Genomic DNA, 15,125 nt, shown 5'->3' on the forward strand with positions numbered 1-15,125 from the left:
ACCGCGTCGTCGTCCCGGCCTGTGTCAGCACCTTCTGCACAGCCCGCCGTCCCGCGAAGACCCTGGTCCCACTGGGGTCCCACGCTCGGCTCAGAGCCCCACGTCGTTGCAGGTGAGAGCCGGTACTGGAACAGTTTCGATACCAGTATCGCCCACACGTAGCAAAGGCCCCCGGGCCGGCGGAGACGCCGACCGGGGGCTTTCGCATGCCCGGCCCCACCATGCGCCGCTCTGAGGAGCGGGTTAAATTCGGTGAGGAAGTGCTGTAGTCGAACCACGTCAGGTTGAGCAGGACCGTGCCGACCGGACGGACGACGCCGAGGGCGCGTGGTCGCGCACCTCGCGGAACAAGCCGCCGGCCGGCCTCAGCTCTGAGAGGCCGCCATGTACACACGTCCCACCGGATCTCGCCCCCTTCGCGCGCGGCGGATACGTATAACCGTTCTCGCCATGGTCCTCGGGCTCATGGCTCCGGCCACGGCCGCCCCCGCGCAGGCCGTGGACTCCGACGAGCCGACCGAGGCCGAGCTGGCGGAGCTGCACGAGGCGATCGGAGAGTCCGAGGTGGAGGGCATCGCCTGGTACACCGACGAGACCGCCGGTGAGGTGGTCGTGATGGCCGACTCCACGGTCGACGGCGCCGAGCGCAACGCCGTGCGCAGGGCGGCCGGCGACCAGATCGGCGAGCTGGAGCTCCAGCGGACGGAGGGGGAGTTCAAACCGGTCCGTCGGTCGGCGGGCCCGGGAACGGCCATCCACGGCTCGGGTATCCGGTGCTCCCTCGGCTTCAACGTCCGCAAGGGCAGCAAGTTCTACCTCATCACCGCCGGGCACTGCGGCAACGAGGCGGCCTCCTGGGGGGTCACCCTGAGATACCCCCACAGGATCGGACCTACCGTCAGGTCCCGGTTCCCAGGCGGCGACTTCGCGCTCGTCCGGTACGACAACCCGTCGCTGAGCCAGCGCAGAGGCTTCGTCCCGGGGACCGCCTATGTGGGCCGGAAGGTGACCCGCGTCGGATCCACGACCGGCCAGCACTCGGGAGTCGTCACCGCCGTCGGCGTGTCAGTCAGGTACGGGGGCGGCGCCCTGGTGCGCAACCTGATCCAGACCGACATCTGTGCCGAGCCCGGCGACTCCGGGGGTCCGTTGTCCAGCGGCAGGCACGCCCTGGGTATTACGTCCGGCGCCGCCGGCTCGTGCCCCGCCCGGGGGCTCTCGCTGTACCAGCCCATCAAGCCGGTGCTCGCGGCGTACGGGGTGCAGCTCTACCGCTGACGTTCGTTCCACCGTGCCAGTCCAGCGGCCTGCCCCTCGTGGATGGCGCTCACCCACTCCCAGCCCGGCTCGGCCGAGTCGATGCGCGGGTCGGCGGGAGTCCGGCCGTCCCGCAGGGCGTGCAAGTACGCGCGATCCAGGTCGATCCGGGCGCGCACCCGGTCCGTCCCGGCGACGGCGGACCCGTGCCCCGGCACGAGCACACCGACATCGCCCGCGACGGCCTCCAGGGCCCGTAGCCCCGTGAGGTACTCCTCGACCGGGTCGCTCTCGTCGGTGAAGTCGCCGAGCATCGGCACGAAGACGTCGGACAGCATGTCGCCGGCGGCCAGGACTCCGCTGCCCTCGACCAGCAGCGCGGCGTGGCCGGGGGAGTGCGCCGGGTGCTCGACGACCCGCACGTCCGGGCCGTCCCAGGGGATCCGGGCGGTCCCGGCGGGCAGCCCGGTGACCAGGCCGAAGAGGTCCAGCGGGACGTCGTCGGCGATCTCGGGTGGCAGCCCCTCGGTGACCCGGGGCCGCCAGTCCGCGGTAGACCGCAGGTCCCGCATGTCGGCGGCGCAGCGGGCGGTGCCGTAGCGCGGGACCTCGCCCAGGTCGGCGTGCCAGAGAACGTGATCCCAGTCGGGGTGCGTCGAGAAGCCCGCGACGACGGGCAGGCCGAGCTCGCCCAGGTCGTCCACGAGGCAGGCCAGCTCGGCCCCCGTGATCCCGGCGTCGACCACGAGCACACCGTCCTGTCCCCGCACGACGACGGTGTTGTTCCGGAGCAGCTCGCTCCGGTGGACCAGGACGTCATCCGCCACCTGCGTCAGCATGGCTCAGCTGCCTGCCCCGGGCGGGCCGTCCATCACGGTCGGCACGTAGTCCAGCAGCTGCAGGCGGCCGTCGAACGTGCGGTGCTCGACCAGCTCCATCGCCACGTCCGGGTACCCGTCGAAGATCCGCTCCTTCCCGCTGGCACCCGTGACGACCGGGAACACGACCACCCGGTAGCGGTCCACCAGGCCGGCCACCAGCAGTGACCGGCACAGGCTGAGGCTGCCGAGCGTGCGCAGGGGGCGGTCGGAGGTCTCCTTGAGCTTGCGCACCGCCTCGACGGCGTCCCCGGTGACCAGCTCGGTGTTGGCCCAGGACAACGGCGCCCGCAGGGTCGAGGAGAACACCACCTTGGGCATGTCGGCGAGCGGGTCCTCGGGGACGTCGGCCATCAGCGTGGTCATCACGCGGTACGTGTTCGCGCCCATCAGGGTGGTGTGCTGGTTCTCGCCGTCCTCCCCGAGGAAGGCCAGGTACTCCGGGCCCTCCAGGCCCCAGAACCCGGGCCAGCCCTCGGCGGCCGCGTAGCCGTCCAGCGAGATGATGAAGTCCACCATGAGCTTCTGCATCGGTCTCTCCTCGGTGTGGTGTGTGTCCGTGGTGACCGGCCGTGCGGCGGAAACTCATCGGTGGACGGCGGGCCGGGGCGCGGCCCGCCGTCCGGGGCGCGGCTACTGCGTCGTGCAGTGCTCGACGCTCATCACCAGGATCACGCGGTCCGCGCTGTCGGCCGGCGGCTGCTGCTCGGCGTTGCCGTACCGCTTGCCCAGGTGCACGTAGAAGTCGCCCGTCGGGTCCGGGACCACCTCGACGAGCTTGCCGCGCACCTCGAGATAGTTGAACGCGTTCTCGTCGTTGAGGATCGCGAGGCTCATCGACGGGTTGTGCTGCAGGTTGCGGTACTTGGCGCGGTACGTGGTGTGCGTGAACCGCAGGTACTCGCCGTCGAAGTCGAACCACATCGGGTTCACCTGGACGGTCTCGTCGGGACGGATGGTGCCGAGGAACGCGTAGTTCGGCTTCTCGAGCAGGTGGACGAGGTGGGCGGGGATGACGTCGGAAGCACTCATGCCGCCGAACATAACCCCTCCTGCCCCTGCGCGGGGTTATGAGGTGAAAAACAGCCCAGACGCTCGATTTAGCCCTGTCGATCCATGAATACGCAGGGTGAAAGGACTTCGTCGGCCCCGATTTCGTTACCAGCCGGTTACAACTGGTTCGAGGCCTTGTGGGGTGAATTATCCGGAGGCAATACTCTCGGCCAGCGAGACGGCAGGCGACGGCGCCCCGTTCCTGCCGAGCAGGGCACGCAGCCAGCGTGCCCACAACCCAGGAGGATGTGCCATGAGGTTCACTCGCACCACGATCCGCCCCGGTTCGGCCAGCAAGGCCCGTCTCATCGCGCTCGCGGCAGGGCTCGGGCTCGCCACGTCCACGCTCGCAGGGCCGGCGGCCGTCGCCGCGCCCGACCGGCCCACGGTGGCCGAGCTCGCCACCGTGCACGCCGCGGTCGGCAAGGCCGACGTCGACGGCGTCGCCTGGTACACCGACACGGCCACCGGCAAGGTGGTCGTCACGGCCGACTCGACCGTCTCCGCGGCCGAGCTCGCCCAGGTCCGCGCGGCCGCCGGCGCCGACAAGGACGCGCTGACCGTGAAGCGCGCCGCCGGCGTCTTCAAGCCCCTGCTGGCCTCGGGCGACGCCATCTACGGCTCCGGCTACCGCTGCTCGGTCGGGTTCAACGTCCGCAGCGGCAGCCAGTACTACCTGCTGACCGCCGGGCACTGCGGCAACTCGGTGCCCACCTGGTACACGAACTCGGCGCAGACCACCCTGGTCGGCGCCACCGTGGGCTCCAGCTTCCCCGGTAACGACTACGCGATCGTCCGGTACGACAACACGTCGCTGAGCCACCCCGGCGGCTACACCGCGGGCAACGCCTACGTGGGCCAGCGCGTCACGCGCGACGGCTCCACGACCGGGGTGCACTCCGGCACCGTCACCGCGCTCAACGTGAGCGTCAACTACCAGGGCAGCGGCACCGTGCGCGGCATGATCCAGACGAACGTCTGTGCCGAGCCCGGTGACTCCGGCGGTGCGCTCTACAGCGGGTCGACGGCCCTCGGCATCACGTCCGGCGGCAGCGGCAACTGCTCCTCGGGCGGCACCACGTTCTTCCAGCCGGTGACGGAGGCGCTCAGCGCGTACGGCGTCTCGATCTACTGACGCGCACCCGTTCCTGACCTGCACGGGCGGCGTCGCCGGGCGATCCCGGCGGCGCCGCCCGCGTCCCGCGGAGGCCAGAACGCGCGCCCGCAGGTGGCGCGCTCATTTCGATTGGACCGGCACGCCGTTTGTGAACTACTCTTCCGGAGCGTCACCACGCCAGGCCCGCAGGGTCCTGGATGGTCATAGCGCGGATGTAGCTCAGTGGTAGAGCATCACCTTGCCAAGGTGAGGGTCGCGGGTTCAAGTCCCGTCATCCGCTCGATACCCGCTTTGGTGGGGAGCACGGTGGGTTGGCCGAGAGGCGAGGCAGCGGCCTGCAAAGCCGTACACACGGGTTCGAATCCCGTACCCACCTCGGGCGATTGGCGCAGCGGTAGCGCGCTTCCCTGACACGGAAGAGGTCACTGGTTCGATCCCAGTATCGCCCACCAGCAAGGCCCCGGACTGAGGTCCGGGGCCTTTCTCGTGCCCGACGACGGCGCCGGCTCAGGCTCCACTTGTTTCGCCTGAGCCTGCGGTTCCGCTCCGGGCGGGTGCCTCGTCCCTCGGCCCCCACCCTGCGCTGCACCTCCGGCTCAGGCTCCACCTGTTTCGGCTGAGCCTGCGGTTCCGCTTCGGGCGGGGTGCCTCGTTCCTCGGCCCCACCCTGCGCTGCACCTCCGGCTCAGCCGACCAGCCGGTCCTGCAGCGTTCGCACGTGCCCCGGGGTGACCCCGCCGGCGGTGAGGTACGCCGCGACCCCGCCGTGCCGGGCGCCAAGGTGCTCCAGCGCCCCCAGGATCACCTGCCGCGTGGGCGGTACCCGGCGTTCGGCGGGCGCCGCGTAGCCGGGCACGGTCGCCCGCTCGACGTACCGGGGAGCGAGCCGCTCGTTGGTGACCTCGTAGTCGTCGGCGATCGCGTCGACGTCGGCCCCGACCAGGCTGAGCGCGAGCGCCACGACCAGCCCGGTGCGGTCCTTCCCTGCGGCGCAGTGGACCAGGACGGGTCCCTCGGGGGCGTCCGCGACGGCCGCGACGGCGCGGGCGAACAGCTCCGGGTGGCGGTCCAGCAGGCCCTGGTACAGGTGCACCCAGGGGCCCTCCTCGGGCTCGTCCGCCCCCTGGACGGGCAGGTGCAGGTACCCGGGCAGGTCCGCGAGGCGGCTGGGCCACTCCGCGAGCTCCTCCGGGCGGCGCAGGTCGATGATCCGCGACAGCCCGTAGGCTCCGGCGGCGGTGACGCCGTCGTCGGTCAGGTAGCTGGGGGACTCCGACCGCACCAGGGCGCGCTCCCGGACGGTGCCACCGCCCGTGAGCGGCAGCCCGCCCAGGTCGCGTGCGTTGAGGCAGCCCGGCCAGTCGAGGTGGAGCGGTGTGTAGTCCGTCACGCCGGGGAGGCTAGCGCTCCGGGTCCTCCTCGCGCAGCGAAAACTTGCCCTTGCGCATCTCGACGGCGATCTGCTCGGCGTCCAGCAGGTCCAGGGCGGTGCCGAGCTGGGCCGAGTCGAAGGTGCCCGCCGAGCGCGCGGCGAGCAGCTCCTCGCGCTGGGCGGCGATCGTCGCCAGGCGCAGCTCGCGGTACTGGATGAAGCGCTCCTTGGTGAGCACCGCGTCCTCGTCCTGGGACTCGTGCTCCCGGAGGGTGTCCTTGCGCACGCGGGCGACCACGCCGGCGTCGTACGGCGTGCCGTCCGGGCGGTGCGGCTCGGCCAGGAAGGCGCGCGCCGCGCGCTCCTGCTCGCGCCGGAGGGCGGGCAGGTCCCCGGCCGTGTCCTGCCCGACCAGCCCGAGGCGCCGCGCCACCCACGGCAGCGTGCTGCCCTGGACCAGCAGCGTGCCGAACGCGACACCGAAGGCGACCAGGATCAGGAACGACCGGCCCGGGGTGTCGGCCGGCAGGGTCTGCGCGGCGGCCAGCGTGACGACGCCGCGCATGCCCGCCCACACCAGCAGCGTGCCCTCGCGCCAGCCGAGCGGCCGCGAGAGGTCGTAGTCGATGTCGGCGGTCCGGCGCCGCAGCGTGCCCTGGATGCGTTCCAGGCGCTCCGCGGTGGAGCGGCGACCCTTGCGCCCGCGGCCGCCCTCGGCGGGCTCGGCCGGTGGCGGGGTGGCGGCGGCCCGCTGGTCGATGCGGTCCTGGAACGCGGTCAGGGTCTCGCGCACGGCTTCGCCGCGCCGCGCCCGGCGGGCCTGGATCGCGATGAGGGGCGTCACGAACGCGGTGCGCACCAGGAGGATCGCGAGGCTCGCGACGGCCGCGACCACGACGGCCTGCCCCAGGGAACCCGTCCCGGCCTCGGCGTCCTCGATCAGGCCGAACAGCTCGATGCCCATGATGAGGAACACCGCGCCCTCGAGCAGCAGCTCCACGGTGTGCCAGTTGGAGCGCTCGGCGATGCGGTCCTGCGGGCGCAGGTAGCGCGGCGACCCGTTGCCGGTCACAAGGCCTGCGGCGACCACCGCCACCAGGCCGGACGCGCCGAGCTCCTCGGCCGGGAGGTACGCCACGAACGGGACCACGAACGACATGGCGGTGCTCAGCGCAGCGTGGCCCAGCCGACGGCGCACCCGCAGGCCCACCCACCCGACGGGCACGCCGATCGCGACGGCGACCAGGGCCGCGTACGCGAAGTCACCCACGACGCCCCAGAGGCTGACCGAGGCGGCGGTGGCCGCGATCGCGGACCGCAGCAGCACCAGCGCGGAGGCGTCGTTGAGCAGGGACTCGCCCTCGAGCATCGTGACGGTGCGCGGCGAGGCCCCGAGTCGTTTCACGATCGAGGTCGCCACGGCGTCGGTGGGGCTCACGATCGCGCCCAGGGCGATGGCCGTGGCCAGGTCGATCCCGGGGATGAGCCACCGGAAGAGCAGGCCGAGCAGCACCGAGCTGATCACCACGAGCGTCACCGAGAGACCGCCGATGGCCGTGAAGTCGCGCCGGAAGTCCATCGACGGCAGGCCGACGGCCGCCGAGTAGAGCAGCGGCGGCAGCACGCCGCCGAGGATCACCTCCGGGGGTATCTCCACCGCCGGCACCCACGGCAGCAGGCTCACGCCCGCCCCCAGCACCACCAGGACCAGCGGCGCGGCGACGCCGGCCCGGGGCGCCAGCGCGGTGACGGCGATGATGAGGATGGCGGCGACGACCGCGACGATCAGGTACTCCACAGGCTGACGTTACGAGACGCGGGCGGCGTCCGCCGATTCTTTCCGCCGCGCGAGAAACCAGGTCGCACGGTGTCGTCGAGCGCGGATCGATGTCTGCGCATAGGTTCGGGGTGGCGGCGGAACCCCGTCGCCGCGCAGGGGGCGCACGTCGTGTGCCTGTGTCGAGAAGGAGTCGGACATGGGGCTTTTTGACAAGGCCAAGGAGTTCGTGACGGACCCGGACAACGTGGCGAAGGCGAAGGAGCAGCTCACCGACGAGAACGTGGACGCCGCTACCGACAAGCTGAAGGGCTTTGCGCCCGACCAGGCCGACGGCGCCATCGACTCGCTGGGTGAGAAGGCGAAGGAGTGGGGCGGTCCCGAGGAGCGGGAGCGCGACGGGCGCTAGCACCCGTCTGCCGCCACGCTGGCGGCGGTCGCGACCTACGGTCGGTACGATCGAGGGGCGTTGTCGGTGACGACGGCGCCCCTCGATCAGTTCTCATGACCTTCCGCTAGGAGCACAGCCGTGTCCGACGTCGTATCGCCGCCCGTCCCTGCCGACCTCACCCCGGTCGAGAGCCCCACGGAGGCGACGACGACCACGGCGACGACCTCCGGCGTCGAGCTGTACGGCGACCGCCGCGACGTCGTCGTCGTGCGCGTGGACGGCGAGCTGTGGGACCTCGACCGCGAGATCCCGGCCGGCCACAAGGTCGAGCCGGTGACGATCAGCGAGCCCGACGGCCTGGCCGTGCTGCGGCACAGCGCCGCCCACGTCCTGGCGCAGGCCGTGCAGCAGGTCAACCCGGACGCGAAGCTGGGTATCGGCCCGCCCGTCACCGACGGCTTCTACTACGACTTCGACGTCGAGACGCCGTTCACGCCCGAGGACCTCAAGGCCCTCGACAAGACGATGAGCCGCATCATCAAGGAGGGCCAGACCTTCCGGCGCCGTGTCGTCACCGAGGACGAGGCGCGCGCCGAGCTGGCGAACGAGCCGTACAAGCTGGAGCTGATCGGCCTCAAGGGCGGCTCGGACGACGAGAACGGCGAGAACGTCGAGGTGGGCGGCGCCGAGCTGACCATCTACGACAACGTCCGGGGCGCCGGCCGCGAGAGCGAGACCGTGGTCTGGAAGGACCTGTGCCGCGGCCCGCACCTGCCGAACACCCGCCTGATCGGCAACGGCGTGCAGCTCATGCGCAACGCCGCCGCCTACTGGCGCGGCAGCGAGAAGAACCCGATGCTGCAGCGCGTCTACGGTACTGCCTGGCCCACCAAGGACGAGCTCAAGGCGTACCTGGAGCGGCTCGCGGAGGCCGAGCGCCGCGACCACCGGCGCATCGGCGCCGAGATGGACCTGTTCAGCTTCTCCGACGAGGTCGGCTCCGGCCTGCCGCTGTTCCACCCCCGCGGCGGCGTGATCAAGCGGGTCATGGAGGACTACGTCCGCCAGCGGCACATCGAGGAGGGCTTCTCCTACGTCGGCACGCCGCACATCACCAAGGACGGGCTGTTCCACACCTCGGGGCACCTGCCGTACTACGCGGACACCATGTTCCCGGAGATGGACCTCGAGGGGTCCAAGTACCGGCTCAAGGCCATGAACTGCCCGATGCACAACCTGATCTTCGCCTCGCGCGGCCGCTCGTACCGTGAGCTGCCGCTGCGCCTGTTCGAGTTCGGCTCGGTGTACCGCTACGAGAAGTCGGGCGTGGTGCAGGGCCTGACCCGTGTGCGCGGTCTGACGCAGGACGACTCGCACTCCTACGTGACGCCGGAGCAGGCGCCGGGGGAGGTCAAGCACCTGCTGAACTTCATGCTGAGCGTGCTGCGCGACTTCGGCCTGGACGACTTCTACCTCGAGCTGTCCACGCGGGACGACTCCAAGCCGGACAAGTTCGTCGGCTCCGAGGAGGACTGGGCTTCCGCCACGAAGATCCTCGAGGAGGTGGGCCGCGAGACCGGCCTGGACCTCGTGGCTGACCCGGGCGGCGCCGCGTTCTACGGCCCCAAGATCTCCGTGCAGGCCAAGGACGCCATCGGCCGCACCTGGCAGATGGGCACCGTGCAGTACGACTTCAACCAGCCCAAGGGCTTCGGGCTGGAGTACACCGCCGCGGACGGCACACGCCAGCAGCCGGTGATGATCCACTCGGCCAAGTTCGGCTCGATCGAGCGGTTCATGGGCGTGCTCATCGAGCACTACGCGGGCGCCTTCCCGGCCTGGCTCGCGCCCGTGCAGGTCAAGATGGTCCCCGTCGCGGAGGCGTTCGACGACTACGTGAAGGACGTCGCCGCACAGCTCACCGCCCGCGGCATCCGCGTCGAGATCGACCTGTCGGACGACCGATTCGCCAAGAAGATCCGCAACGCGTCCAAGGAGAAGGTGCCGTTCACGCTCATCGCGGGCGGTGAGGACGCCGAGGCCGGCGCGGTCTCGTTCCGGTTCCGGGACGGCACGCAGGAGAACGGCGTGCCGGTCGCCGAGGCGATCGAGCGGATCGTCACAGCGGTGGCCGAGCGGTCGCAGCAGGCCTGATGGAGCCCACCATCCAGGACGCCGCGGACTTCGGGCCGCCGGAGGACGGGCTCCAGCGGCTCTGGACGCCGCACCGGCTCGTCTACATCGGTGGTGAGGCGAAGCCGGCCGACGGAAGCGTCGAGAACTGTCCCTTCTGCCGCATCCCCGCGGGCGACGACGAGCAGGGCCTCGTCGTCGCCCGCGGGGGCCGGTGCTACGTCATCCTGAACCTCTACCCGTACAACACGGGGCACCTGATGGTGCTCCCGTATCGGCACGTCTCGGACTACACGGACCTCGAGGAGGCCGAGACGGCCGAGCTGGCGGCGATGACTCAGCAGGCCATGCGCGTGTCGCGTGCCGTTTACGCGCCGGCAGGCTTCAATCTTGGTATCAACCAGGGCGAGGTCGCCGGTGCGGGGATCGCGGCACACCTGCATCAGCACGTGGTGCCACGCTGGTTGGGCGACGCGAACTTTCTGCCCGTGGTGGCGCAGACGAAGTCGCTGCCCGAGCTGTTGGCGGACACCCGCCGTCGGCTCGCGGAGGCCTGGGAGACCGCGGGGGGCTGAGAGGAGAACTGATGTTACGGGGCCTGCGCTCCTTCATGACCACGCTGTTCACCCCGTTGGCGCGGTTGCTGCTGGCGCTGCGGGTCTCGCCGGACGCGGTGACGATCGCCGGCACCGTCGTGGTCACCGCGGTCGCCCTGACGCTGTTCCCCACCGGGCACACGCTCGTGGGCGGTCTCCTCATCGGCTTCTTCGTCCTGTTCGACTCGCTCGACGGCGTCATGGCGCGCCAGGCCGGGCGGTCCGGCCCGTGGGGCGCGTTCCTCGACTCCACGCTGGACCGGCTGTCCGACGGCGCCGTCTTCGCCGGCATCACGCTCTGGTTCGTGCTGCACCCCGACGAGCACCACGGTCTGTGGGGCACGGCCGCCGCGCTCGCCTGCCTGGTGCTCGGCAGCGTCGTGCCGTACGCCCGGGCCCGGGCCGAGAGCGTGGGCGCCACCGCGCAGGTCGGCATCGCCGAGCGTGCCGACCGCCTCCTGCTCGCGCTGGTCCCGTTCACCTTCATGCAGGTGGGCCTGCCCGTCGTCGTGCTCGAGGTGGTGCTCACGCTGCTGGCGCTCGCGAGCCTGGTGACCGTGTTCCAGCGCATCGCCACCGTGCGCGCGCAGCTCACCCGCCAGGTCGTCGAGACCGGCACCGATCCGCACGAGGGTCCGCTGGCCGGGCAGGGCGCCTGATGGACGTCGCCAAGGCCTACACGTTCGCGTGGCGCAACGCCGTGAAGATCCCCGAACCCGTGCTCCGGGGTCTGTTCACCGTGGTGGCCGACGTCACCTGGCTGCGGCGCGGCAAGGGCGTGCGCCGTATGGAGGGCAACTACGCGCGGGTCCGGCCCGACCTGGACGCCGCGGCCGTGCGCCGGCTGTCCCGGGCCGGCATGCGCAGCTACATGCGCTACTTCCGCGAGGCGTTCACCTTGCAGGGCGTCACCGCCGAGCAGCTTCGCGCACGGGTGCGCCTGGAGGGCTACGACGAGCACGTGCGGCCCGTGATCGACGACGGCGGCGCCGTCTCGCTCGCCCTCGGTCACCTCGGCAACTGGGACCTGGCCGGGGCGTACGCCTCCCAGAACCTCGCGGGCGTGCTCACCGTGGCCGAGCGTCTCAAGCCGGACGAGCTCTTCGAGCAGTTCGTACGGTTCCGCGGCTCTCTTGGCATCGACGTGCTGGCCCTCGGCGAGGGCGACGTGCTCGGCGCGCTGGTCCGCGGCGCCAAGGAGGGCGGACGGCTGATCCCGCTGCTCAGCGACCGCGACCTCACCTCGACCGGTATCGAGGTCGACCTCGCCGGGCACCGCGCCCGCGTCGCCGCCGGACCGGCCCTGCTCGGGCTCGCGGCCGGCGTCCCCGTGCACGCCGTCGGCATCACCTACGAACGGCTCAGCGGCCCCCGCCGCCGGTCGGCCGGCACGCCCTGGGGCATCGTCATCCGGTTCCACCCGCCCCTGCCCGAGCCCGACCCCGGGCTGCCGCGCGCCGAGCAGGCACGCGTGCTCACCCAGGGCTGGGTGGACCAGCTCGCGGAGACGATCACCGAGCACACCCACGACTGGCACATGCTGCAGCGCGTGTTCGTCGCGGACCTCGGCCCGGCGCGGCAGCGGCAGGCGCAGCGGCGCGCCGCCGAGGAGCGCGAGACCCAGCGGCGCGGGGCCCAGGAGCACGGATGAGGGCCGTGCGGCGGCGCGGCCACCGCCCGCTGCGCGTCGGCATCGTCTGCCCCTACTCGTTCGACGCCCCCGGCGGCGTGCAGTTCCACGTGCGCGACCTCGCCGAGGCCCTCCAGGCCGCCGGGCACGAGGTCTCGGTGCTCGCCCCGTCGAGCGACGACACCGAGCTGCCCGCCGTCGTCACCGCCGCCGGCCGCGCGGTGCCCGTGCCGTACAACGGGTCGGTCGCGCGGCTCACCTTCGGGCCGCTGACCGCCACCCGCGTGCGGCGCTGGCTGGAGGGCGGCATCGACGGCAGCCCGTTCGACATCGTCCACCTGCACGAGCCGATGGTCCCGTCCCTGTCGATGATCGCGCTGTGGCAGGCCACCGAGCCCGTCGTCGCCACCTTCCACACCTCGCAGGTGCGCTCGCGGGCACTGCAGGTCGCCTACCCGCTGGTGCGACAGTCGCTGGAGAAGATCGCGGCCCGCATCGCGGTGTCCGAGGACGCGCGCCGCACGCTCGTCGACCACCTCGGCGGCGACGCCGTCGTGATCCCCAACGGCGTGTACACGCAGGTGTTCGCGACCAGCCCCCGCCGCCCCGAATGGGCCGGCACGCCCGACGCGCCGACCATCGCCTTCCTCGGCCGGCTCGACGAGCCGCGCAAGGGGCTGGGCGTGCTCGTGCAGGCCATCCCCACGATCCTGGACCGGGTGCCTGGCGCCCGGTTCCTGGTGGCGGGGCGCGGCAACGACATCGTCGCCGAGACCAGGGAGACCCTGGGGGAGCTGGCCGCCTCCGTCGAGTTCCTGGGCGCGGTGTCCGACGCCGAGAAGGCGGCGCTGCTGGCGTCCGCCGACCTGTACGTCGCACCGCAGACCGGCGGGGAGAGCTTCGGCATCGTGCTCGTGGAGGCGATGAGCGCCGGGTCCGTGGTCGTGGCCAGCGACCTGGGCGCCTTCCAGCGCGTGCTGGACGACGGCGCCGCGGGCGCCCTGTTCCGCACCGGCGACCCCGGCCACCTCGCCACCACCGTGCTGGACCTGCTCGCCGACCCGACGCGCCGGGACGCCTACCGCGCGCACGCCGCGCAGTGGGTGCAGCGGTTCGACTGGTCGGGCGTGACGGAGCAGGTCCTGGCCGTCTACGAGATGACGCTCGACGCCGACCACGCGATCGCCGGCGACGTGATGGGCCGGTTCATGGGACTGTTCCCGCGCCGGGTCGGGGGTGACACGTGAGCTGGTCGGAGATCGCGCTGGTCGCACTGGGCGCCGTCGTCGTCGGCCTCCTGTTCGCCTGGCAGGGCGCCTCGCGGATCGACCGGCTGCACCGCAAGGTCGCGGCCTCGCGGATCGCTCTGGACGCCCAGCTCGTGCGGCGCGCCTCGGCCGCGGTGGAGCTCGCGACCTCGGGAGCGCTGGACCCGGCGAGCGCGGTGCTGGTGGCCGACGCCGCCTATGCGGCGTCCGACGCCGGAGCCGTGACCTCGCCCGCCGCCGCGCTGAAGATGGACGGGCTGGACTCCGCGCGCGAGCGTGCCGAGTCCGGGCTCACGGCGACGCTGCGCGAGGCGTTCGGCTCACCCGAGGCGGTGCACGACCTGCGGGCGGGACCGTCCGGCGAGGTGCTGGAGGGACTCGCGGCCGCCTGGTACCGGGTGACGCTGGCCCGCCGGTTCCACAACGAGGCCGTGGCCCAGACCCGGCGCGTGCGCCGGCTCTGGTACGTGCGCCTGTTCCACCTGGCCGGGCGGGCGCCCATGCCGCGCACCGTCGAGCTCGACGACGCGCTGCCGCACGGACTGGAGCCGGCCGGCGGGTGACCGGGTTGTCCGGATGGTGACCGTTCTGCGGTCGGCGGCGGGGACGCGGCAGGCCGGGCGATAAGATCGGGTCAGGGCGCCGACCGCGCCCGGAACGACCGGCGTCGATCCCACCGGCGAGAACTATGCGAGGTAACCGTGACTGAATCCGTGACCGGCGAGAACACCGTGGGTACGGTCGGCACCGCGCGCGTGAAGCGTGGCATGGCCGAGATGCTCAAGGGCGGCGTCATCATGGACGTCGTCACGCCCGACCAGGCGAAGATCGCCGAGGACGCGGGCGCGGTGGCCGTCATGGCGCTCGAGCGGGTGCCCGCGGACATCCGTGCCCAGGGCGGCGTGTCGCGTATGAGCGACCCCGACATGATCGACGGCATCATCGAGGCCGTCTCGATCCCCGTGATGGCGAAGGCCCGCATCGGCCACTTCGTCGAGGCACAGGTGCTGCAGTCGCTCGGCGTCGACTACATCGACGAGTCCGAGGTGCTGACCCCCGCGGACTACACCAACCACATCGAGAAGTGGAACTTCACCGTGCCGTTCGTGTGCGGTGCGACCAACCTGGGCGAGGCGCTGCGCCGCATCACCGAGGGCGCCGCGATGATCCGTTCCAAGGGCGAGGCCGGCACCGGCGACGTCTCGAACGCGACCACGCACATGCGCAAGATCCGCCAGGAGATCCGCCGCCTGACCACGCTGCCCGAGGACGAGCTGTACGTGGCCGCCAAGGAGCTGCAGGCGCCGTACGAGCTGGTCAAGGAGATCGCGGCCACCGGCAAGCTGCCGGTCGTCCTGTTCACCGCGGGCGGCATCGCCACCCCGGCGGACGCCGCGATGATGATGCAGCTCGGCGCCGAGGGCGTCTTCGTCGGCTCGGGCATCTTCAAGTCGGGCAACCCGGCGCAGCGCGCCGAGGCCATCGTCAAGGCGACGACCTTCTTCGACGACGCCGACGTGATCGCCAAGGTCTCGCGCGGTCTGGGCGAGGCCATGGTCGGCATCAACGTCGACGAGATCCCGGAGCCGCACCGGCTGGCCGAGCGCGGGTGGTGAGCTAGGTCGTTGGAGGGCCCCGTGGACGTCGAGTCCG

Annotated in this window: 15 protein-coding genes and 3 tRNA genes; 13 read left to right on the forward strand and 5 right to left on the reverse strand. The window is 71.8% G+C overall.

From position 1 onward, the window contains the following. Positions 1-450 precede the first annotated feature (450 nt). Entirely contained in the window at positions 451-1,278 is an 828-nt protein-coding gene (locus ACH47X_RS16580) for a S1 family peptidase (protein ID WP_397405674.1), read from the forward strand. Here the strand turns inward: ACH47X_RS16580 and ACH47X_RS16585 are convergent. The 3 genes from ACH47X_RS16585 to ACH47X_RS16595 form a co-directional block, all read right to left on the reverse strand. Beyond that, a complete protein-coding gene (locus ACH47X_RS16585) occupies positions 1,269-2,084 on the reverse strand; it encodes an MBL fold metallo-hydrolase (RefSeq protein ID WP_397405675.1) in 816 nt (271 codons plus the stop codon). The genes ACH47X_RS16580 and ACH47X_RS16585 overlap by 10 nt on opposite strands. Before the next feature lie 15 nt (positions 2,085-2,099). Further along, positions 2,100-2,666 (reverse strand): dihydrofolate reductase family protein, encoded by a 567-nt coding sequence (locus ACH47X_RS16590; RefSeq protein ID WP_397405676.1) that lies wholly within the window; start codon positions 2,664-2,666, stop codon positions 2,100-2,102. Between the two features lie 102 nt (positions 2,667-2,768). Next, complete coding sequence (locus ACH47X_RS16595; RefSeq protein WP_051432892.1) at positions 2,769-3,167, reverse strand: PPOX class F420-dependent oxidoreductase; 399 nt, start codon at positions 3,165-3,167, stop codon at positions 2,769-2,771. A gap of 274 nt (positions 3,168-3,441) precedes the next feature. Between ACH47X_RS16595 and ACH47X_RS16600 the strand changes: the two genes are divergently transcribed. The 4 genes from ACH47X_RS16600 (at position 3,442) to ACH47X_RS16615 (ending at position 4,757) form a co-directional block, all read left to right on the forward strand. Further along, the gene (locus ACH47X_RS16600; RefSeq protein ID WP_397405677.1) at positions 3,442-4,323 is read left to right on the forward strand and encodes a S1 family peptidase; all 882 of its coding nucleotides are present in this window, start codon (positions 3,442-3,444) and stop codon (positions 4,321-4,323) included. Positions 4,324-4,513: 190 nt separating this feature from the next. After that, a tRNA-Gly gene (locus ACH47X_RS16605) sits at positions 4,514-4,585 on the forward strand. 25 nt (positions 4,586-4,610) lie between these two features. Further along, positions 4,611-4,681: transfer RNA gene (locus tag ACH47X_RS16610), tRNA-Cys, on the forward strand. 1 nt (position 4,682) lies between these two features. Next, positions 4,683-4,757 (forward strand) — tRNA-Val (locus ACH47X_RS16615). 233 nt (positions 4,758-4,990) lie between these two features. Here ACH47X_RS16615 and ACH47X_RS16620 read toward each other — a convergent pair. Together ACH47X_RS16620 and ACH47X_RS16625 are read right to left on the reverse strand one after the other, a co-directional pair. Continuing rightward, positions 4,991-5,695: a tyrosine-protein phosphatase gene (locus ACH47X_RS16620; protein WP_397405678.1), complete on the reverse strand. Its 705-nt coding sequence runs from the start codon at positions 5,693-5,695 to the stop codon at positions 4,991-4,993. Between the two features lie 10 nt (positions 5,696-5,705). Then, positions 5,706-7,475, reverse strand: coding sequence for a cation:proton antiporter (locus ACH47X_RS16625; RefSeq protein WP_397405679.1), 1,770 nt, complete (start codon positions 7,473-7,475; stop codon positions 5,706-5,708). A gap of 178 nt (positions 7,476-7,653) precedes the next feature. Between ACH47X_RS16625 and ACH47X_RS16630 the strand changes: the two genes are divergently transcribed. The 8 genes from ACH47X_RS16630 to pdxS all read left to right on the forward strand — a co-directional run bounded on the left by ACH47X_RS16630 (position 7,654) and on the right by pdxS (position 15,088). Continuing rightward, positions 7,654-7,863: a hypothetical protein gene (locus ACH47X_RS16630; RefSeq protein WP_036963143.1), complete on the forward strand. Its 210-nt coding sequence runs from the start codon at positions 7,654-7,656 to the stop codon at positions 7,861-7,863. A gap of 120 nt (positions 7,864-7,983) precedes the next feature. After that, positions 7,984-9,999 (forward strand): threonine--tRNA ligase, encoded by a 2,016-nt coding sequence (gene thrS / locus ACH47X_RS16635; RefSeq protein WP_397405680.1) that lies wholly within the window; start codon positions 7,984-7,986, stop codon positions 9,997-9,999. Beyond that, positions 9,999-10,553, forward strand: a complete 555-nt coding sequence (locus ACH47X_RS16640) for an HIT family protein (protein ID WP_397405681.1) — start codon at positions 9,999-10,001, stop codon at positions 10,551-10,553. The genes thrS and ACH47X_RS16640 overlap by 1 nt, the downstream gene beginning before the upstream one ends. Before the next feature lie 11 nt (positions 10,554-10,564). Then, positions 10,565-11,233, forward strand: coding sequence for a phosphatidylinositol phosphate synthase (pgsA, locus tag ACH47X_RS16645; protein WP_397405682.1), 669 nt, complete (start codon positions 10,565-10,567; stop codon positions 11,231-11,233). Beyond that, complete coding sequence (locus tag ACH47X_RS16650; RefSeq protein WP_397405683.1) at positions 11,233-12,225, forward strand: phosphatidylinositol mannoside acyltransferase; 993 nt, start codon at positions 11,233-11,235, stop codon at positions 12,223-12,225. Before pgsA ends, ACH47X_RS16650 begins: the two co-directional genes overlap by 1 nt. Before the next feature lie 29 nt (positions 12,226-12,254). Beyond that, the gene (locus tag ACH47X_RS16655; protein WP_397405853.1) at positions 12,255-13,451 is read left to right on the forward strand and encodes a glycosyltransferase family 4 protein; all 1,197 of its coding nucleotides are present in this window, start codon (positions 12,255-12,257) and stop codon (positions 13,449-13,451) included. Then, positions 13,448-14,035, forward strand: coding sequence for a hypothetical protein (locus ACH47X_RS16660; RefSeq protein WP_397405684.1), 588 nt, complete (start codon positions 13,448-13,450; stop codon positions 14,033-14,035). Before ACH47X_RS16655 ends, ACH47X_RS16660 begins: the two co-directional genes overlap by 4 nt. Before the next feature lie 150 nt (positions 14,036-14,185). Further along, positions 14,186-15,088 carry a pyridoxal 5'-phosphate synthase lyase subunit PdxS gene (pdxS, locus tag ACH47X_RS16665; protein WP_377218786.1) on the forward strand — a complete coding sequence of 301 codons (903 nt, stop codon included), beginning with the start codon at positions 14,186-14,188 and terminating at the stop codon, positions 15,086-15,088. Positions 15,089-15,125 lie beyond the last annotated feature (37 nt).

This window comes from Promicromonospora kroppenstedtii, assembly GCF_044389675.1.
In the GTDB taxonomy this organism is placed as follows: Bacteria; Actinomycetota; Actinomycetes; order Actinomycetales; family Cellulomonadaceae; genus Promicromonospora; species Promicromonospora kroppenstedtii.

What these genes read in the sequence shown, in the direction of transcription:
- ACH47X_RS16580 (WP_397405674.1), top strand. Translation starts at nt 451, where the DNA reads ATGGTCCTCGGGCTCATGGCTCCGGCCACGGCCGCCCCCGCGCAGGCC.
- ACH47X_RS16590 (WP_397405676.1), bottom strand. Translation starts at nt 2,666, where the DNA reads ATGCAGAAGCTCATGGTGGACTTCATCATCTCGCTGGACGGCTACGCG.
- ACH47X_RS16595 (WP_051432892.1), bottom strand. Translation starts at nt 3,167, where the DNA reads ATGAGTGCTTCCGACGTCATCCCCGCCCACCTCGTCCACCTGCTCGAG.
- ACH47X_RS16600 (WP_397405677.1), top strand. Translation starts at nt 3,442, where the DNA reads ATGAGGTTCACTCGCACCACGATCCGCCCCGGTTCGGCCAGCAAGGCC.
- ACH47X_RS16630 (WP_036963143.1), top strand. Translation starts at nt 7,654, where the DNA reads ATGGGGCTTTTTGACAAGGCCAAGGAGTTCGTGACGGACCCGGACAAC.
- ACH47X_RS16640 (WP_397405681.1), top strand. Translation starts at nt 9,999, where the DNA reads ATGGAGCCCACCATCCAGGACGCCGCGGACTTCGGGCCGCCGGAGGAC.
- pgsA (WP_397405682.1), top strand. Translation starts at nt 10,565, where the DNA reads ATGTTACGGGGCCTGCGCTCCTTCATGACCACGCTGTTCACCCCGTTG.
- ACH47X_RS16650 (WP_397405683.1), top strand. Translation starts at nt 11,233, where the DNA reads ATGGACGTCGCCAAGGCCTACACGTTCGCGTGGCGCAACGCCGTGAAG.